Genomic DNA, 20,188 nt, shown 5'->3' with positions numbered 1-20,188 from the left:
TTTTAGAGTTGTCCTTAGAACCATTCTGTTTGCATATCAGTGCAAACCGAGTTGGTATTGGTTAATAATTCGATGTCGCGTTTAACTAATGGCAGTTCCCAATCGATGAAGTATTTGGCCGCTTGTATCTTGCCTTTGTAGAAGTTCTGCTGCTCAGCATCTTGCGTCGTGCTCAATAGCTGCTCAGCTTTACTTGCTTGACGAATCCAAATCCAGCTCAGCACAATTGAGGCAAAGATATTCATCAATGCTTGCGCGTTGCCCGTCAATGTCACTGCTTCTTCGGTTTGTAACACTTTGCTGAGATGCACCAATACTTCATGTAAGTGACCCATATAAGGCATCAGCTTGCCTGCAAGTTGCGCACTCTCAGGCGTAGTAATACTTTCTAGATCTTGTGTAATCTCACGTTTTAGGATTTGAATGCCTAACCCACCTTTTTGCCACAACTTACGAAATGACAAATCCAATGCCTGCACACCATTTGTGCCTTCATGGATGGGGTTAAGACGATTGTCGCGCCAAAACTGCTCAGCCTGATATTCACGTGTATAGCCCGCGCCGCCCAATACTTGAATACCTAAGTCATTGGCTTTTGGCCCATATTCAGATGGCCATGCTTTTAGCACTGGCGTTAGCAAATCTAATAGTTCGGTTAGCTCATTTTTTAGCGTTTCATCTTCACAAGTATTGATACGGTCAATCAGGTTTGAACCATATAGGCATAATGAAATACCACCTTCAGAGTAAGCTTTTTGCGCCAATAGCATGCGCTTTACGTCACCATGATTAATGATAGCGGTTGCCGCATCTTCAGGTTTATTGTTCGGGGCGATTCTGCCTTGCATTCTGTCTTTGGCATAATCAAGTGAATACTGATAACCGCGATAACCAACCATCGATGCGCCAAAACCAACAGCGATACGCGCCTCGTTCATCATTTTGAACATATAGCGCAGGCCGAAATGTGCTTCTCCGATCAGATAACCATAACACTCACCTTCGTCACCAAAGCTCAGTGCCGTAGACGTCGTGCCTCTATAACCTAGCTTATGAATGAGTCCTGTCAAATGCACATCGTTGTGTTCGCCGACTGATGCATCTTCGTTTAAACGATATTTTGGGACGGCAAATAAAGAGATGCCTTTAACACCGCCAGGACCACCCGGAATCTTGGCCAATACTAAGTGGACGATATTGTCAGACAGTTCGTGATCACCGCCTGAAATATAAATCTTGCTGCCTTTGACGCGGTAAGAACCATCGTATTGTTTGACTGCGGTGGTTTTGATATCAGCAAGTGACGAACCTGCATGTGGCTCGGTCAATGCCATGGTTCCAGTAAACTCACCTGTCAGCATACGCGGCATAAAGGCAGCTTTAATCTCATCACTGGCAAAATGTGAAATCACATTAATCGCAGCAGTGGTCAAAAATGGATAGGCAGTCGTTGATGGATTGGCAGCCATAAAATAGCCTGCAACTGCCGTCATGACTGTTTCAGGTAACTGCATGCCGCCGTCTTCAAAGCGATAACGACCTGCAATGAACCCTGACTCACGGAATGCATCAAAAGCGACTTTTACATCACTTATCATGCTGACCTTTTTGCCATCGAACTGTGGCTCATTCTTGTCCGCTACATGGTTGTGCGGTAAAAACAACTGGGTCGCAATTTTATTAGCTGTATCCAATACAGCATCAAACGTTTCGCGGCTATGCTCTGCAAACTTAGCATGCTCGGTTAAATGTTCAGTGCCCAATACATCATATAATTGGAACGGTAACTCAAAGTCATTGATAAGCGTATCTGCTGCCATAGTATTCTCGTTAGCTGATTAAATTTGGTTATCAATCGATATTAAGCTAATTTAACGCCTTACCGTATTGTCATTTATGACATAATTATGGTCAAATACGACATAAATAGCACTTATATTTAGAAAGTTCAGATAAAAAATTGATATTTTTAGTCAGCCAAGTAAAAGGAGAATAGATACCCATGCCCTATTTCAAACCATTTAAGGTCATTATTATTGGATTCGATGGTGTGCTCGGCAGCGCATTGACAGGTGCGTTAGATTTATTCTCATTCACTGGTGTCAGTTGGCAACGATTTTTAGATGAGCCAGTAGAGCCAAGATTTAATGTGCAGATAGCAAGCGTTGGTGGCGTGGATATCAGATGTAGCAATCGCTTAATCATGCAAGCACATTGCGACATTCAAAACATAACTGAATGCGATTTATTATTAATTCCGACTATTGGTGATTCAATCGATAAAGTATTGAGCCGAAATGCAACGTTAATACCGCATTTAAAACGATTGGCAGACACTAAGTCAGATATTGCTAGCAACTGTAGCGGTGCTTTTTTTCTGGCTGCTGCTGGGTTATTAGACAATAAGGTAGCGACCACTCACTGGGGCTATGCGAGTAAATTTAAGGCAGACTTTCCGTTGGTTGATTTGCAGGAAAATCAGTTTGTCACCCAATCAAAAGGCCAGTCAGCAGACCAATCAGGCAATATATTTTGTGCGGCAGGCGGTAGCGCTTTTTATGATTTGGCATTGTTATTGATTGAGAGATACTGTGGGCGTGAGGTGTCTACCCAAGTGGCAAAGACTCAGATTATCGATAGCAAAAGAGGCAATCAGAACAGTTATACCAATGTGACGTTACACAAACCACATTCAGATCAACTGATTAAACAGGTCCAAGAGTTCATTGAGCAAAACTTCCAGCAGCCGCTTCAAATCAGTAGCTTGGCGGCAATGGCTAATATCACGCCACGCACATTGAACCGGCGCTTTCAGTCTGCTGTCACCATGCGACCCATTGAGTATATTCAGGCCGTCAGAATTGAACAAGCAAAACGCTTACTAGAGTTGGGGGATGTGACGATAAAATCACTGGCTGACCAAGTCGGCTACGATGATATCTCTTCATTCACCCGCTTATTTAAGCGCGCAACTGAGCTGACACCAAAAGAATATCAAGAAAAGTTTTCTCGGTTGGCGATTTAACACGGTTCTTTAATGGCTAACTTTATAGGGTTTGTCTAATGCCTAAACCGCTTGCCACAATCCTTCGACATGGATAGCTTCTGCTTTGATGGTTGGATAGTCAGTAAATGCCAACTGATAGCCACCAACTGTATTTGGTGTAAGCTGACAGGTTGCTCCAAGAGGAAAGCTGCGCTTTTGTCCAATATGACCAAAGCTCATACCACTATAAATAGGCAATCCTGTTAATTTATGCAGCTGACGCACCACGGTAGCAGCATCATAACGTTTGTCATAGCTATCCTCTCCTATACCAGACAATGCACCAAACACAATGGCCTGCTGGTTTTTGAACACGCCAGCCAAATACAGATCATATAGCATGCGCTCAATACGATACGCTTGCTCACCGACATCTTCTAAAAACACGATACCGCCATCAATACGCGGTAAATACTCACTACCTGCCAGCGCTGACACCACACTCAGATTACCACCCCAAATAGTACCCGTTAATGGTTTTGGCTCACCCTTTGTCAATATGGCAGGAAGCTGCTGACTGGTTAACGCAGCATCTCGTATAGTAATGGTTAGGTTAGGATTGGTTAATGCGTCCACAAATTTCTGACAGCTGACTTGGTCAGGTTGGGTCTTGCCAAACTCGCTATAGAGCATCGGCGCAGCAAGCGAGCTCATGTTACCCTTTGCCAATAATGCGCACTGAATAGCGGTCACATCACTAAAGCCTGCGAGTATCGTACCGCGCTCCGACATGATACGCCCAAGTGTCGACCAGTCCACCATAGGTAATATGCGCATGGCACCATAGCCACCACGGACGCCCAATAGCAGCTTAGGTGCCGCAATAGCACCAGTCGCGATGTTTTGCAGATCACTGGCTCGCTGCGAGTCAGTTCCCGCGAAGCGCAGATACTGACGATTGGTAATCACTGGATTATTGACCTTGAAACCTGCACATGCCATACGTTCTAGTGCCAATTGGATACGGTCTTTACTACCACCGACGTTTGAGCTGGCAAACAGTCGTGTCTCAATCGTAGGCGCGATACAGCTTGTCTGTGTCGATGATATTCGCGCTAGTGAATCATCAGCCGTTAGCGTAGACGGTAGGTCATCTTTAGTGAGTTGTGTGCTACTAGAAGACTGTGTACTACTAGAAGACAATGTGCCAGAATCTAACGTATCAGAAGCCAATGCTTGAGTAATACTGTGCGTCGCTAATAACCCTACCCCTGCACTCACGCCAGCTTGACGCAAAAACTGGCGACGGTTCAATCCAGATTTCGTTGCAATCGCCGTATGACCATTTTTATTATCATCTGTTAGTGATTGTATTTTGGCGCTCATATCTCGCTACTACCTTATCATTTTTGTTTTTATATACTGGTAAAGCCATCTTTATCTTTGCCACTTACTGGCTTAAAGCACATAGCCGTATATTGTAGACAGTTTTTTGCGCTGATAGTTGCCCAACCCTTGCCCATATTTACTTTTTCGCTACTGAGACAAACCACATAACGGTGATGACTTTGTTATAGTGGACAAGAATTCATCGTAAGAACATAGGGAGAATACCGATGTTTGCTAAAAAAAACGACAAACAAGACAAACAAGACAAACAAGACAAACAAGACAAAAATGATGTACTTGACTCAGATGTAGAATACTTGATTGGTAAAGAAGATAAGCTCAAAAACAAACTAAAGAGTGAAAGCTATCTTGAGCACTTCACCAAAGATTTGTTGCTGTTTATGAGCTTGCTCAAGGACTACTATAAAGGCGATTACCGGAAAGTTCCTTACAAGACGATTTCGGCAGGTATTGTCGGTTTGCTGTATACCCTAAACCCTATTGATATAATTCCTGACTTTATCCCCTTTATCGGTCATATCGATGATGCTTTGGTACTAAAATTCTGCTTGAAATTGATCGAAAAAGATTTACAAAAATATCAAGTGTGGAAAGATAGCCAGTCAACCACCAAAACCAATGCTAATGTGAAAAAATAAACCATAATCAAAAAAGCCACAACTGAAGAAAGGAGTCATCAGTGGTGGCTTATTTTCGGGCAACCCGATTAACAGGCGCTAATCAGGCACATCGTAATTGGCTTTTTCAGGATTCAGACCGAATGAATAAACGAAGGTCGCAACGAGACTATTGACAATAATAAAAGGCAAATCAATAGTGGCATGTCCCAATGCATAGCGACCAATCAGCCACGAGACGATCAGCATAATAATAAAAAACCCACACAAATACGCTAAGATGGTTGGATGCTTTAAATTATAAGCCTGCTTAGCGTCAGGATTCTTTTCGAGTACATGCGTCTTGATCGCCCACCCTGCTGCATAAGCAAACCCGCCTAACACCACATAACTTAAAAAATTCATATGTCCTGACTCTAATGATATAACGATTTATAACACAACTTTACTTCTAATGACTCACTCTACTTGTGACTTGCACTACTCAAATCAATGACGATCTAAGCGCCTTCATTCTAAGTGCCTTCATTGACATTTTCAATGATGATATTAGCATGTGGGTCACCTGCAATATCGGTATTAATCTCATCGCACTCTACTCGATAGATAGTGTTAGCTCCTCGATAAATATAGGACAAATACTCACTGTCTAGTAGCGGATCAATATTAGCATAGACCGGTTTGATATGAGCCAAAACCAATACTCTATCAGGACGACCTATGACAGCATCGACATTATCAGGATCAATGGAGAAAAAATTCGGTATTTCACTACTCTCTATCAATTCTAACGACTCAGGATCATCCCAAATACGCTCAGCACTGGTGGGCTCTTTTATTTGCATTATCCATGAACCATCTTTCTGACTGACTTTGATCTGGGCAGGCTCATCATTACTGATCGTATAACATCCCTCAAAAATAGAGAGGTCTATTGATTCAGTTACTTCTGCCCCACGTTGCGGATCATCATCACACGCGCTCAAAAACAGCGCACTGCTCACAGTAACACTGAGGATAAGACTTTTATAAAAAACGGTTGAGCGTAAGGACATAATAAGATTATCCTGCATTCATGCATTAGATTTTTATGAAAAAAAATGATAATTAAATAGTAGTGGTGGGCATATTACTAGGGTGTGTCCTCGTTTTAAAAATGCTGATAAAAATGAGCTAAATTGCCGTAAAACAAGCAAAGTAGCACAGATAGTATCGAGATATTAGTCAACTACTTAACACTGTTTGGCAAGATTTTGCCATTTTTAACCCATTTAAATGACTATCGATTGAACTAAAAACACATCCTAGGGCCTGCGATTATTTATCTTATAAGGCTTATGGCAAGCCCGCCTATTTTAACAGAAAATGTAAAAGTTACTATGATGATATGTGCTTTTACGATTTTGTGCGTTACGACTGTCCATCTTAATGGTAGATTTGTTATACTCAAACCCAGCATATAGAGTGATATAGTCAAATCTATATAAATACACTACATCATCACTTATTAGGTCAATACTGTTTTATGTCAGACAATCGCACCTCGGCGCCATCACCCAATATGAATAATACGATAAATCCATTGGCCGCCAAACCAAATACGACAGTGGCTTATACTGACGGTGCCTGCAAAGGCAATCCTGGTGCTGGTGGTTGGGGTGCACATCTTATTTTTAGTGATGGTCAAACGCAAGATTTGTACGGTGGAGATAAAGAGACCACCAATAATCGCATGGAGCTGATGGGTGCGATAAAAGCGCTTACTCATAGCCCACATGAGCAACTTCTTGAGATTTGGACAGATTCTAGTTATGTCAAAAAAGGCATTACTGAGTGGATTGAAGGTTGGAAGAAAAGAGGTTGGAAAACAGCCAGTAAGAAACCGGTCGCCAATCAAGACCTTTGGCAACAACTGGATACCCTATGCCAACAACGAGAAGTAGATTGGCACTGGGTAAAAGGTCATGCTGGACATGCAGGTAATGAAAAAGCAGATGAGTTGGCAAACCTAGGTGTAACCTCCAGTAGTGAAGAAGTATCGATGATAGACTCACCAGATACCGCTAAAAAAAAAGCTCAAATAATGACCAATGAAGTACAAGAACCATCTAAGGATGACTGGCTAAAGTTCGATCCACTCGGCTTAGATGGTTTCGAAGACGAGCTATTAGATGAAGACATACTAGACGAAGCGTTAGTAGTAGCGTCACCAAAAGCTTATAATGATAAAAGCAATGACAGTAATACAAGTGATCCGGAAAGAAATACAAAAACGAATGACTATCATGATAATGCTAGCCAACCAATGAGTAATACAGCGATGCCAGAAGCTCAAACGCCCCTGACTGATGCAACGAGCCATAGCCCTATGTCAAATATGGATACTGATTCAAATATAAATAATGCAGAGAACAATGTACCAAAGTTCGATGGTGATACCAGTCGTGCCAATCCACACTTTAAGCCGCTGTTACCTAAGCCTATACATCGCCACGAATCTAACCGCCAGCTCATTATGGATACTGAAACCACAGGTCTCGATCCATTAAAAGGTGATCGAATCATCGAAGTAGGTATCGTAGAAATGGTCGGCCGTAAATTTACTGGCGAAAAATTACACGTGTATATCAACCCAAAGCGTGGCATGGATGAAGAAGTTATTCGCATTCACGGTATTTCTGAGGCATTTTTAGCCGACAAACCAACATTTGATCAAGTTGCCCAGTCGCTTTATGATTTTATGGACGGTGCCGAAATCATCGCTCATAATGCTACGTTTGATATGAACTTTTTGAATATGGAGTTCGCAAAAGTCGGTCTGAATGATTTTTCTGAACGAGTACAAGTGACTGACTCATTAGTCATGGCTAAACATCAGTATCCTGGACAAAAAAACACGCTGGATGCACTGGTACGCCGTCTAGATGTTGGTAAGCAAGATCGTACCTTTCACGGCGCCTTACTAGATTCAGAGATTTTAGCTGAAGTATATTTGGCAATGACTGGTGGGCAGGTCACGCTAGCTATTGAAGAGGACACACAAACCGATGATGGTCAGACAGCCCATGCTAATTTTGCCAATCTAGCAGCCTTATTATTAGAATCACCCATGAATAACAATGCCAACCAAAACTGGTACACTTCACTGGCAGAAGACTACCCTGAGCTAAAAAACTATATGTAGTCGTCATTTAAATGACTTGCGATATCGACTTTTGTACAATATAGTCTTGAGTATCATTATATAAAGCGTTAAAAGATCACTAATAAATTAATAAATACTTTTTTATCATTGTTGAAACTATCACCATTAGCACATTATGGAAGTCTCCTATGGACCAGTCTGCTCAAATGAAATTAGCCGCCCCAACGCTTAGTGTTACTGACTTTAATCTACCCTCACTACATTTATTACATGATGAAATCATCGTTACTCTAAAAGATACTGAAATTCATCTGAGTGAATTTAATGATGACAACACTCAGGCGCCTTTGCTATTAGATTCTATTATTGTGTTAAAGCAGCTGTCTTGTATCTTTAAGCTTATTTCCTTAGTGGGTGCAGAAACTCTAAATATCGCTATCGTCGATGGTTTACAACGACTGTATGATAATGGCGATAATAATGATACTGATCTGATTATGGACTTGTCAGAAGCTATCATGACACTAGATCGTTATGTCGAATTTGTATTATTAACAGAGTCAGTAGAGCCTACTTTATTACTGCCTGTTATCAATAAACTCAATGCTCATGGACAAGTAACAGCCATTACAGCAGACTATTTTTCAGTATTTGGTAGCAGTAGTGTCATCATTGCCAATCCTGAAAAAAACTTTCAGCCGCTTAATGAACTCGGCCTAGATAGTGAGTTGTTGACCTATGCCTATCGTAGTGGTCTTGGTATCGCGCTACTGAATCAAGATGGCAGTGTTAGCCCAGACGATCAGCAAAAACTGGATGCCATGAGCGCAGCCTGTGCATTGGTCGCATCAAACAGCAGTAGCTTATTTTGGCAAGCAGCCACGGCAGCGGTCACTGATATCGCAAATATCTTACCGCTAAATCTAAGCCAAAAACATACGCTCATCTATTTAGAACAGCAGTTCCAAAGCTACTTACCGGTAATGGATACACGTTTTGCTGACTTAGTCAGTTTTGCTTGCCAACGGGATAACGAAGCCGCACAGCAGCTACGTGAGCAGTATGCCGATAATCAGTTAGACGCATCTCAGCTTGAGCAAATGAAACGTTTCTTGTTCGGTCCTAATCGCAAGCTGACCGATACTTTGAACACTATTATTCAAACTCAAATCAATGCTATTAAAGAAAACGTAGACAGTTACGCACGTGGTGAATCTATCAACCCTGTTGATGTGCAGACAGCACAAATCTTTGAAGAGCTCGCGGCATTGAGCTCAGCACTACGTTTGCTTGGTCTCACCAATGCGGCCAATAGCCTCAGCACAGCAGCAGAGGCTGTCAATAATTGGCAAGCACCTACACCTGATGACTTCGATCACTTGCTACTGGCCTTGATGCAGGCTGAAAACGCTGCTATCTCAATGGCAGAGATGCACACCCCAGGCGCAATCTACTTACCATTGAATAATGCCCATATCTCATTGCATCAGCTCAATACAGCAAACGACACCTTGATACAAGAAAGTCGTAGTGCCATCGCCAGTGCCGAGCAAGCCATCAATGATTATTTGGCAGAGCCGGAGCGCGATATACTCAATATTCAAAACATACCAGAAATGATGCGCCAAGTCTCAGGAGCGGTGCGGTTTTTACAATTACCCACTCCTGCTAGCATGTTGAGCCAATTAGCCAACTATCTAGAACAACGTATCGAAGATGAACAATCTATCGAAGAAGACACACTGGCTTGTATTGCTGATGTCATGATGGCTGTCGATCATCATTTAGACGGTTTTGAAAACAATCGTCCTGTTAGCAAACAAGCACTTGATGTCGGTCAGCAAAGCTTGAGCCACCTACTCGCTGCTTAAGGCTTATTACACATTTCTCTGCTTAATTATTAAATGGATACCTTTATGGCAGCAAAGACACTGCTATAAAGATATCCATTTGTACTTTTCATTTTAAATAAGTCTGTATCTATAATCATATACACTTGCCCCGACTGTTTGGAACTCCCTATATGACCAACGCTTTTGTATTTACTAACGATAGCGTTTTATGCCATCAAACGCCTAATGGTTGGTGGCCGTTAGCACTTCAATTACCACAGCCCAATGATGCAAATAGCATTTATGACGAGACTCAACCAGCATATCAGTTTGGTTGTGTCACTCTGCTCCAGAGTCTAGCGCCAAATCATTGGCTATCTAATAGTAATGACAGCGTAAATGACGCAACAGCGGATACTGACGATAATTTTACTGCACAAGCGGCTTTTGCTATTACTTGTGATTACGCAACAGCAAACAGTATCATACTGCCCCCTATCGATGAGCCCAGCGGTAATGCTTTTGTTCATTATCGTGAGCTCATTGCCCAGCTACCTGTGGCATTATCCGATCAGCTTAGCCAAGCGATTCAATTACTACGATGGCAAGCAGACACGCGGTTTTGTAGTCGTTGTGGCAATGCCACGACTCATGCCAAACAATCTGAGCGCGCGATGGTCTGTCCGGCATGCAAACTACACCAATACCCACGTGTACAACCTTGTGTCATTACCGCCATTACTCGGCCGAATCCAAGCACTGGCGAAATGCAAATTTTGCTCGCCCATCATCACCGTCATGGACAGCAAACACTGCCACCTATGTATGGTTTGATTGCAGGTTTTGTAGAAGTTGGAGAAAGCTTAGAGCATGCGGTCGTTCGTGAAGTAACAGAAGAGGTGAACATCAGCCTGTCAGATATTCGCTATGTAAGCAGCCAGCCATGGCCATTTCCTTCTAATTTAATGCTTGGTTTTCGTGCTACGTATGCAGATGGTGATCTTGTCATTCAAGAAGATGAGCTGTCTCATGCGGACTTTTTTGATGTATCCAACCTACCTAGAATACCACCCAAAGGCAGTATTGCCCATGAGCTGATTGCGCAAATCATGAGCGAACAAGGTATACCGCTTTAGATTAAACAAGTCCGTTATGGATAATTGTACTTTTAGTCAATGGTATAATGTCAGCACTTATTACTGATATCAAGGTCATTTATTATATGCAAAGTAGCGCCAATATTCGCTTAGTCAACTTACCTATATTGTTCAATGCATTAAATCTAGAAACACTGCCGGCGGATATACAAACGCAAATATCTTCTATCGATGCTTGTCTACCGCAGACACAATGTGGGCTTTGCGAACATCCAGATGGTTGCTTGCCTTATGCAGCTGCTATCGTACTAAATAATGAGCCCTATAATAAATGTGTGCCTGGTGGTCAACCAGTGACCAATGCGATTGCTGACATTATCGATATCGATAGTCAGGAAGCACTGCTGAATGCTGCACCTTCTCAATGGCCCGTAGATGCGACCTCTGAACGCCCTACTGAGGTACGCGCTATTATCCGTGAAGATGATTGCATCGGCTGTACTAAATGCATTCCTGCTTGTCCAGTCGATGCCATCGTCGGTACAGGCAAGCATATGCATACGATATTTACAGACTTGTGTACTGGTTGCGAGCTGTGTATTGCACCTTGTCCCGTTGACTGCATTGACTTAGTCACGATTGAGCGAGAAGTATCTGAGACTGAGCGTATAGCAGAACAAGAAGATTTAAGACAACGCTATCACAATCACCTAAGACGCGTCACCAAACAACTTACCGATAGTAACAATAGTAGACCTGTAGTTAGTATGGTCGAGGCAAAACTCAACAATGCCGCTAGCCAGTCGTTAAACATCAGTGAAGCACAAGCAAAAAACACCATTGCAACGGCTAAACTTCGTAGTAAAATTAAAAAGCTTGAGAAGCAGTTAAGTGTTCGTGCTAATCCACAAAAACAAGCGGAGCTCGACGCACTACAAGAAGAGCTGTCACAGCTATAACACCATCTACAAAAATCAAAGTAGCCAATAAAGAAGTGCAAGTACTGCGCATAATAGGCTAAGCACTTTTGACACAGCTAATCGTGTTTTTTGGGTTTGATATAGTTAGGCATAAACAGCTTATAAAATAATAGAAAAAGTAGACAGCCAATAGCACTCAGATAACTTGATAGCCAACAGTTTGAATAACTGCTCGCCAAAATAGTAGTAAAAACACCATGAGTAAAACCGTCAAACATAAAACAGCCGATACCCCACCATCCAGACGAATGCCCAATCGTAACGTGCGCTCGTTTTTTGAAAAGTTGGCAGCGACAATTGATGAGCCAGTGACAGAGCTAAATTACAACAGCAATTTTGAATTACTGATTGCGGTGATTCTGTCCGCACAAGCCACCGATGTGAGTGTCAATATTGCGACTCAGCAATTGTATCCAGTCGCAAACACCCCAAAAGCGATATTAGCATTGGGTGAAGACGGTCTGAAATCCTATATCAAAAATATTGGCCTATATAACGCCAAAGCCAAAAACGTCATTAAGACCTGTCGCGACTTGATTGATAAATTTGATAGCACCGTACCTGACAACCGTAAAGACTTAGAGTCACTGGCAGGTGTGGGCCGCAAAACAGCCAATGTGGTGTTAAATACTGCTTTTGGTCAACCTACCATGGCGGTCGATACTCATATATTTCGAGTGGGTAATCGTACTGGTCTGGCTACTGGAAAAAACGTATTAATTGTCGAAAAAAAGCTGGTTGAGCGTATCCCAGATGATTTCGTCGTTGATGCCCATCATTACCTTATTTTACATGGCCGCTATACTTGTCAAGCGCGCACACCAAAATGCGGTGCTTGCCCTGTCTATGATGAGTGTATGTTTAAGGACAAAGCAGCGTTTTTAGAGCTATAACCACGCTTTATGATAAGAGGTTTAATGAATCTACTTTTTGTGTGTACAAAAAATAAATGGCGTAGTCCGACTGCTGAAAAAATCTATTCAAATCACCCTAATTTGTCTGTGCGCTCTGCGGGTACCAGCCGTTCTGCTCGTAAGCACATCAATATAAAAGATATTCATTGGGCAGATATTGTCTTTGTGATGGAAAATAAGCATAAGCGCTATATCAATGAACAGTTTCGTCATCAGCTTGATAGCAAAAACATCATTGTTTTAGATATTCCTGATGATTATCATTATATGGATAAAGCATTAATCTCATGCTTACAAGATGATATAGATAGCTATTTATCTCTATAAAATTTATTTATGCTTTAAGAAAACAAGATACTGACCCTTGCCATCCTTAATCAATATCCAGTTACCTCATAACACCATCCATTGCTAGAGTTTTGCTTCGATACACGGTAAAATATGATAATTTTTTGATTCCTTTTCGTCTTTTTATTCCAATATATTTAATAATGACTGAGTTCGTAAACTACAGTCCCTGCAATTAAGCGACCCCTTTATGCGTGAATACAACTTATTTACCTCAGAATCTGTAAGTGAAGGTCATCCTGACAAAATGGCTGACCAAATCTCAGACGCCATCCTTGATGCGATTTTACAAGAAGACCTACACGCACGTGTGGCATGCGAAACCTTGGTAAAAACGGGTGCTGTGATACTCGCTGGTGAAATCACTACGACGGCAAATATCGATTTAGAGCGTCTCGTTCGTGATACTGTTAACGGCATTGGCTATCACCATTCAGACTTAGGTTTTGATGGTGAGACTTGCGCAGTGATTAATATGCTCGGCAAACAATCTCCTGAGATTGCCCAAGGTGTTGATCGTAGTGACCCTGAAGCACAAGGTGCAGGTGACCAAGGCTTAATGTTTGGCTATGCCAGTAATGAAACCGACGTATTGATGCCCGCCCCTATCGAGTTTGCGCATCGTTTAATGGAGCGCCAGTCTGAGCTACGCCGTGCAGGAGATCTGCCTTGGTTACGCCCAGATGCCAAAGCACAAGTTACACTAAAGTATGATGGCAACAAACCTGTCGCGATTGATGCAGTAGTGTTATCAACACAACACGATCCTAGTATCTCTCAAGCTGACCTACAAGAAGCCGTGATGGAATCTATCATCAAGCAGGTATTACCAGCTAATTTATTACATGCTGGTACACGCTACCACATCAACCCAACTGGTAAGTTTGTGATTGGCGGCCCTGTCGGTGATGCTGGTCTCACTGGTCGTAAGATCATCGTCGACACTTATGGCGGCATGGCTCGTCATGGTGGCGGTGCCTTTAGTGGTAAAGACCCCTCAAAGGTAGATCGTAGTGCTGCTTACGCGGTACGTTATGTCGCAAAAAATATCGTAGCTGCAGGACTTGCTGATCGCTGTGAAGTTCAAGTCAGCTATGCAATTGGGGTCGCGGAGCCAACCTCTATCTCTGTCAATACCTTTGGTACTAGCAAAATCAGCAACGATGAAATCATTCGTCTGATTCGCACCCATTTTGATTTGCGCCCTTACGGCATTACCCGCATGCTGAATTTATTGCAACCAATGTATCAGCAAACTGCTACCTTCGGTCATTTTGGCCGTCCAGGTTCAGAGACTGCCTTTACATGGGAAAAAACAGACAAAGCTGAAATCTTGAAGGCAGATGCTGGTTTATAAAACCCTTGCTTTAGATTTCTACAGACCGTTTTTATATACTAAAATTTATCGATACTTATTAGGAGCAGCTCATGTCTCAAGACACTACTCAAAACAACGATACTGATGCCAATATTGAAATCACCCCTGAAATGCAAGCGTTTTACCAACGTGCTGATGCTATTATTGGTATGGCAAATAGCCAATTGAGCCCTGACGCTCACTCAGGACAAGTAGGCGCTTCTTTATTATATGCAGCTGCACGTTATAGCGCTTCAGTCGCTTCTATTGGGTTCGTCAAAGGTGATGACTTTGCCAAGGAAAAAGACGATATCGTTGAATTTTATGTGAAACAATATCGCCAAATGCTCAGCGATAACCTAACGGATTATGCACAAAATTTTGACCAATACGTTCAGCTTAACCAAGATGATAAATCAGCAGAATAATACAATGGTCTTTCACTAATTTTTTAGAATGGCCAAAAATTTTATAGCAATAAAATCAAACCCAAGTTTATGATTAAGCTTGGGTTTTTTGTTAATTATCATTTAGTAGATGACTTCTCATAAATAGGATAATATGGATTGAAACCATTTGATTTATAACATGGTTGAAACTAACTATCGATAACAGGAATTTATCGGAATTTATCTTTTATAAGGACGTATTACTATGAACTATTTATTAAAATCATGGCGATCACGCTTATTATTATCAGGTTTATCTGCAACCATCGCGTTGACTGGCTGTAGTAACATCCAAGGTGTAGGTTCGTCTGATACGCCTACACACCCTATTCATAGCACTGAACACAATCACTCAGTGCCTAGCGACAATATTTTTACAAAATGTCCGCCCTATAATCCTGAACAAACAATGTGTACCGCACAATACGACCCTGTCTGTGTCACGATAAAAACTGATGCAGGGCTCAACTATCGTACTGCGGGTAACTCATGCTCAGCATGTGGCACAACTGCGGCATTAGGCTATGTCAAAGGGCAATGCTCGTAACCTAGTATAAACAACATTAAAAAAAGCCCTTACTTGTGATTAAGTGAGGGCTTTTGAGTATCACATTATTTTATACAATCAACTAATTATCATAGGTTTCCAAGTCAGGGGGACCTGTAAGCAGCTCTTCATCACGGAACTCATTGGCCGAATTATGCTCTGCTGACTCTTCAGTAACGAACCACTGTTGGTTCCGATATAGTATCAGACGATCTCGACTCAAACCTCGCAGTAACGAATACATCATAATAACGATGACAATAGCAAAAGGGAAACCTGAAACGATAGAAGCTGCTTGTAAAGCCTGTAAGCCACCTGCTGCCAACAATACCGCTGCAATAATCCCTTCAGTTCCCGCCCAAAACAGACGCTGAATTTTTGGAGGATTGGTATCACCACCTGAAGTCAACATATCAATCACAAAACTCGCTGAATCTGACGACGTCACGAACCACAATACGATCATCACAACAATGAGAGCGTTCATGGCAGCCGTAAAAGGAAAAGACTCCATCAGCTTAAATATGGCACTACCTGTATCGGCTTTAACCGCTTCAATAAGTCCAGGACTGGCGATACTAGGATCAGCAGCAGCCATCAACTCCATGTGTACTGATGAACCACCAAAAGCTGTAAACCATAGAAATAAGATCGTAATAGGGATTAAAAGCACCCCTAATATAAACTCACGAATGGTACGACCACGAGAAATACGAGCAACAAACACACCGACGAATGGTGACCAGCTGATCCACCATGCCCAATAAAATATCGTCCATGACGACTGCCAGTTTTCTTCGCCTCGATACGATTCTGTCCAAAGACCTAGCGGAATAACTTGATGTAAGTAGTTGCCAATATTTTCGACAAAACTATTCAAAATAAACTGTGTTGGACCTAAGATGACCACAAAGCTTAGTAAAACTGCCGTGAATAGGATATTCATATTGCTTAGACGCTTGATGCCTTTGTCTAACCCTAAAAATAAAGAGCCAGCTGCAAGTAAAGTAATAAATGCAATGAGAATAATCTGAGTAGACGTATTAATAGGAACATCGAATAAAGCATTCAGACCTGAGTTGATCTGTAACACCCCTAAACCAAGCGTGGTCACGACACCAAACATCGTACCAAATACTGCTAAGATGTCGACAGTATGACCCATAGGACCATATATTTTTTGCCTATGAGAGGATATAGTGTCGAGCGTATGGCCAACGGTAAACCTACACGGTAATGAAAATAAGCCAGTGCTAATGCCACCATGCCATAGAGTGCCCACACGTGAAAACCGTAATGCAGAAATGATATATTCATCGCCAGTTTAGCAGCTTCAATGGTCTCACCATCTCCTAACGGTGGCGACATAAAGTGATATAGCGGCTCGGCAGTCCCCCAATAAATCAGGCCAATACCAATACCAGCTGAAAACAACATGCCAATCCAAGAGACCAAATTGTATTCTGGCTTTTCGTTTTGATGACCTAGCCTGATATCGCCATAACGGCTAAATATCATATAGATACTCATCACCAACGTTAAATTGACGACCACAATAAAAAACCAGCCAAACCGCAAAGACACAAAAGCTTTTGCCTGACTAAAGACAAGTTCTGCTTGCTCATTGAAAAGAGTACCGAAGATGATAAACGCCATAATTAACAATGCTGACGTTAAAAACACAGGTCTACTTACCCGTGGAAAAATGCCTAACCGACCAACTTTCACATGATCCATGTATTAATCTCAATATTTTGGACCGGCTACCATACCAAGATATGCTTGAACTATCAAATCTGAGCAGGCACTCACCACGGTTCAAAATACAAAAAACCCTAAGATACTCATGTATCTCAGGGCTCTTTACGACTTATACCAACCCTCTAATTAATAATATCTTATGTAAGAATTATCAGTTATTTTGATGGTTATTCGCCTTTTACAATCTTAGGTGGTCCTTTTAACAAGTGCTCGTCAGCAAACTCATCTGCCGAGTTATGGTCCGCTGATTCTTCAGTAATAAAGTGTTGCTGCGCTCTATATAGTATCAGTCGATCTCGACTCAAACCACGCAATAACGCATACATCATTGCAAATACCACCAAAGCAAATGGTAACCCTGCCACGATAGCAGCTGCTTGTAACGCGCTCAACCCACCTGCTGCAAGCAATATAGCTGCAATAACACCTTCCGTACTTGCCCAAAATAAGCGTTGGATCTTTGGCGGATTAGTATCACCACCTGCTGTCAACATATCAATAACAAAACTTGCAGAATCTGATGACGTCACAAACCAAAGTACAATCATAATGACAATCATAAAAGTAATGGGCTGCGCCAATGGATAGTACTCAACCAATTTAAAAATTGCACTACCAAAGTCCGTTTGTACTGCTTCGACTAGCCCTGGACTGGCTAGCGCTGGATCGATAGCAGCAAGCAGCTCCATATGGATAGCAACACCACCAAACGTTGAAAACCAAAAGAATAGTATCGTCATGGGAATGAGTAACACCCCAAGAATAAACTCTCTAATCGTACGACCACGGCTAATACGAGCAATAAACACACCGACAAATGGAGCCCAACTTACCCACCATGCCCAATAGAATATCGTCCATGCTGACTGCCAGTTGTCTTGACCTTCATAAGCCTCACCCCATAGACCTAGCGGCACAACCACTGAAAGATAATTACCGATGTTTTCTAGAAAGCTGTCAAAGATGAAAAGCGTTGGGCCTAATACCACCATAAAACCAAGCAAAATAGCCGTCAAACCGATATTCACATCGCTTAAACGCTTAATACCCTTGTCCAAGCCCATCATAACAGAGCAAGCTGCAAGCACCGTCACAAAAGCGATCAAAGCGATTTGTATCGTTAAACTATTGGGAATCCCAAATAACCGCTCAAGTCCTGAGTTAATTTGCATTACTCCAAGACCAAGTGAGGTCACGACACCGAACATCGTGCCAAATACCGCCAAGATATCAACGGTATGTCCCCATGGACCATATATCTTTTTGCCCAATAGAGGATAAAGCGTCGAGCGAATTGATAACGGTAAACCACGGCGAAAATGGAAGTATGCTAGAGACAAAGCCACAATTGTATATAGTCCCCATGCATGAAACCCCCAATGCAAGAAAGTAATGTTCATCGCTTGCTTAGCGGCTTCTATCGTTTCTTTCTCACCAAGCGGTGGCGCCATAAAGTGGTATAGCGGCTCCGCTGTACCCCAATAGACCAGTCCGATACCAATACCAGCAGAGAACAGCATACCGATCCATGAAAATAGACTGTACTGCGGTGCTTCAGTTTGTGCGCCTAGGCGAATGTCACCATAACGGCTCATAGCCAAATAAACACACAGCACTAGAGCCACATTCACCAAAATCACGAAGAACCAACCGAATTTATCAGTAATAAATCCTTGTAAAAAACTGAATAACGTTCCAGCAGTCTCAGTGAACAGTGTTCCGAAAATAATGAATGCAATAATAAGTAGTGCAGAAATCATAAAAACAGGCTTACTCACCCGTGGGAAAGGACCTAATCTGTCAACCTTAACATGATCCATCTGTATATTAACCTTTACTGTTTGAAGAGATAACCTTAACAACTTACTAGATTACTATCAAACTTAATTCAATTACTTACACGTTCATCATTGACTGACACAAGTCTCAATGTATTTGATTATTAACAATATTTTTTCTAGGCCACGTCTTTTTATTGTGGTGACAATCGTAATAAGCCACTCTCGTTACCATCTTCTAACATCCAAACACTACCATCTACCGCCAGCACACTCCGGACGCGCTCACCCATATCGTATCGGTAACGTTCAAATGCTGTATTGTCATCATTGATAGCAACGACAACAAGCGATTGGGAGGACAAACCGCTGATCAGCATACTGCCTTGCCATGCTGGAAAGTCATTATGCGTACCCGAAGAGTAGATGCTCATCGATGAAGGTGAGATGACTGGCGTCCATGTGATTTTGGGCGCTTCAAACTCAGGCCGAGTATCATGATCTGGTATATCAATCCCCGAATAATTACGCCCGTTAGAGACAACTGGCCAGCCATAATTTTTACCTTTTTCAATCAAATTAAATTCATCACCACCTCTTGGACCCATTTCATGCGCCCACAATTTACCATTATCATCGAAAACCATACCCAATATATTGCGATGACCTACTGTCCAAAACTGCTTAGCAATGGCGTTCTCATTATTCACAAATGGATTGTCTGTTGGGATAGATCCATCAGCATTTAGACGTATGATTTTACCTAAGTTGACACTCATATCTTGCGCTGGCGTTTTTTCTTGGCGCTCGCCTGAGCTAATATATAAATATCGTCCGTCCGGTGAAAACAAGAGGCGATGACTGTAATGCCCTTGTCCTTTTACTTTTGGAGACTGCTCCCAGATTGGCGTATTGACATACTCCCACCACTTTCGCAAAGCTCAAGTGGGGGATTCTAAAAGCAAAT

17 protein-coding genes and 1 pseudogene are annotated in these 20,188 nt (G+C 42.1%); 11 read left to right on the top strand and 7 right to left on the bottom strand.

Annotated elements, in window-relative coordinates:
- Positions 1-14: 14 nt before the first annotated feature.
- Positions 15-1,820 carry an acyl-CoA dehydrogenase gene (locus EI164_RS05360; RefSeq protein ID WP_192518959.1) on the bottom strand — a complete coding sequence of 602 codons (1,806 nt, stop codon included), beginning with the start codon at positions 1,818-1,820 and terminating at the stop codon, positions 15-17.
- A gap of 182 nt (positions 1,821-2,002) precedes the next feature.
- Between EI164_RS05360 and EI164_RS05355 the strand changes: the two genes are divergently transcribed.
- Positions 2,003-3,025 carry a GlxA family transcriptional regulator gene (locus EI164_RS05355; RefSeq protein ID WP_192518958.1) on the top strand — a complete coding sequence of 341 codons (1,023 nt, stop codon included), beginning with the start codon at positions 2,003-2,005 and terminating at the stop codon, positions 3,023-3,025.
- A gap of 42 nt (positions 3,026-3,067) precedes the next feature.
- On the opposite strand, the gene EI164_RS05350 is transcribed toward EI164_RS05355, so the two are convergent.
- Positions 3,068-4,372 carry an LD-carboxypeptidase gene (locus tag EI164_RS05350; protein WP_192518957.1) on the bottom strand — a complete coding sequence of 435 codons (1,305 nt, stop codon included), beginning with the start codon at positions 4,370-4,372 and terminating at the stop codon, positions 3,068-3,070.
- A gap of 230 nt (positions 4,373-4,602) precedes the next feature.
- Between EI164_RS05350 and EI164_RS05345 the strand changes: the two genes are divergently transcribed.
- Positions 4,603-5,034: a YkvA family protein gene (locus tag EI164_RS05345; RefSeq protein ID WP_192518956.1), complete on the top strand. Its 432-nt coding sequence runs from the start codon at positions 4,603-4,605 to the stop codon at positions 5,032-5,034.
- Positions 5,035-5,112: 78 nt separating this feature from the next.
- Here EI164_RS05345 and EI164_RS05340 read toward each other — a convergent pair whose 3' ends face one another.
- The gene (locus tag EI164_RS05340) at positions 5,113-5,418 is read right to left on the bottom strand and encodes a hypothetical protein (protein WP_192518955.1); all 306 of its coding nucleotides are present in this window, start codon (positions 5,416-5,418) and stop codon (positions 5,113-5,115) included.
- 110 nt (positions 5,419-5,528) lie between these two features.
- Positions 5,529-6,068, bottom strand: coding sequence for a hypothetical protein (locus tag EI164_RS05335; protein WP_192518954.1), 540 nt, complete (start codon positions 6,066-6,068; stop codon positions 5,529-5,531).
- Positions 6,069-6,538: 470 nt separating this feature from the next.
- On the opposite strand from EI164_RS05335, the gene dnaQ reads away from it, so the two are divergent.
- From dnaQ to EI164_RS05290, 9 genes are all read left to right on the top strand, one after another.
- The gene (dnaQ, locus tag EI164_RS05330) at positions 6,539-8,197 is read left to right on the top strand and encodes a DNA polymerase III subunit epsilon (protein ID WP_192518953.1); all 1,659 of its coding nucleotides are present in this window, start codon (positions 6,539-6,541) and stop codon (positions 8,195-8,197) included.
- A 149-nt stretch (positions 8,198-8,346) separates the two neighbouring features.
- Positions 8,347-10,029: a hypothetical protein gene (locus EI164_RS05325; RefSeq protein ID WP_192518952.1), complete on the top strand. Its 1,683-nt coding sequence runs from the start codon at positions 8,347-8,349 to the stop codon at positions 10,027-10,029.
- 152 nt (positions 10,030-10,181) lie between these two features.
- Positions 10,182-11,126 (top strand): NAD(+) diphosphatase, encoded by a 945-nt coding sequence (nudC, locus tag EI164_RS05320; RefSeq protein ID WP_192518951.1) that lies wholly within the window; start codon positions 10,182-10,184, stop codon positions 11,124-11,126.
- An 86-nt stretch (positions 11,127-11,212) separates the two neighbouring features.
- A complete protein-coding gene (locus tag EI164_RS05315; RefSeq protein ID WP_192518950.1) occupies positions 11,213-12,046 on the top strand; it encodes an RnfABCDGE type electron transport complex subunit B in 834 nt (277 codons plus the stop codon).
- 218 nt (positions 12,047-12,264) lie between these two features.
- On the top strand, positions 12,265-12,960 hold the full coding sequence (gene nth, locus EI164_RS05310) for an endonuclease III (protein WP_192518949.1): 696 nt from the start codon (positions 12,265-12,267) through the stop codon (positions 12,958-12,960).
- Between the two features lie 24 nt (positions 12,961-12,984).
- Complete coding sequence (locus EI164_RS05305; protein WP_192518948.1) at positions 12,985-13,308, top strand: low molecular weight protein tyrosine phosphatase family protein; 324 nt, start codon at positions 12,985-12,987, stop codon at positions 13,306-13,308.
- Positions 13,309-13,519: 211 nt separating this feature from the next.
- The gene (gene metK / locus EI164_RS05300; protein WP_192518947.1) at positions 13,520-14,686 is read left to right on the top strand and encodes a methionine adenosyltransferase; all 1,167 of its coding nucleotides are present in this window, start codon (positions 13,520-13,522) and stop codon (positions 14,684-14,686) included.
- A 71-nt stretch (positions 14,687-14,757) separates the two neighbouring features.
- The gene (locus EI164_RS05295) at positions 14,758-15,114 is read left to right on the top strand and encodes a DUF3144 domain-containing protein (protein WP_192518946.1); all 357 of its coding nucleotides are present in this window, start codon (positions 14,758-14,760) and stop codon (positions 15,112-15,114) included.
- Between the two features lie 226 nt (positions 15,115-15,340).
- The gene (locus tag EI164_RS05290; RefSeq protein WP_192518945.1) at positions 15,341-15,682 is read left to right on the top strand and encodes a hypothetical protein; all 342 of its coding nucleotides are present in this window, start codon (positions 15,341-15,343) and stop codon (positions 15,680-15,682) included.
- 82 nt (positions 15,683-15,764) lie between these two features.
- On the opposite strand, the pseudogene EI164_RS05285 reads toward EI164_RS05290, so the two are convergent.
- The 3 genes and pseudogenes from EI164_RS05285 to EI164_RS05275 form a co-directional block, all read right to left on the bottom strand.
- A pseudogene (locus EI164_RS05285) lies at positions 15,765-17,419 on the bottom strand (BCCT family transporter).
- A gap of 191 nt (positions 17,420-17,610) precedes the next feature.
- The gene (locus EI164_RS05280; RefSeq protein WP_192518944.1) at positions 17,611-19,263 is read right to left on the bottom strand and encodes a BCCT family transporter; all 1,653 of its coding nucleotides are present in this window, start codon (positions 19,261-19,263) and stop codon (positions 17,611-17,613) included.
- Between the two features lie 152 nt (positions 19,264-19,415).
- Positions 19,416-20,159, bottom strand: a complete 744-nt coding sequence (locus tag EI164_RS05275) for a PQQ-dependent sugar dehydrogenase (protein ID WP_225739125.1) — start codon at positions 20,157-20,159, stop codon at positions 19,416-19,418.
- Positions 20,160-20,188: the final 29 nt, after the last annotated feature.

Source organism: Psychrobacter sp. FME13, assembly GCF_014861395.1.
Lineage (GTDB): Bacteria > Pseudomonadota > Gammaproteobacteria > Pseudomonadales > Moraxellaceae > Psychrobacter.
Note: the sequence above shows the minus strand (reverse complement) of the source record. Positions and strands in the feature narration are given on the sequence as shown.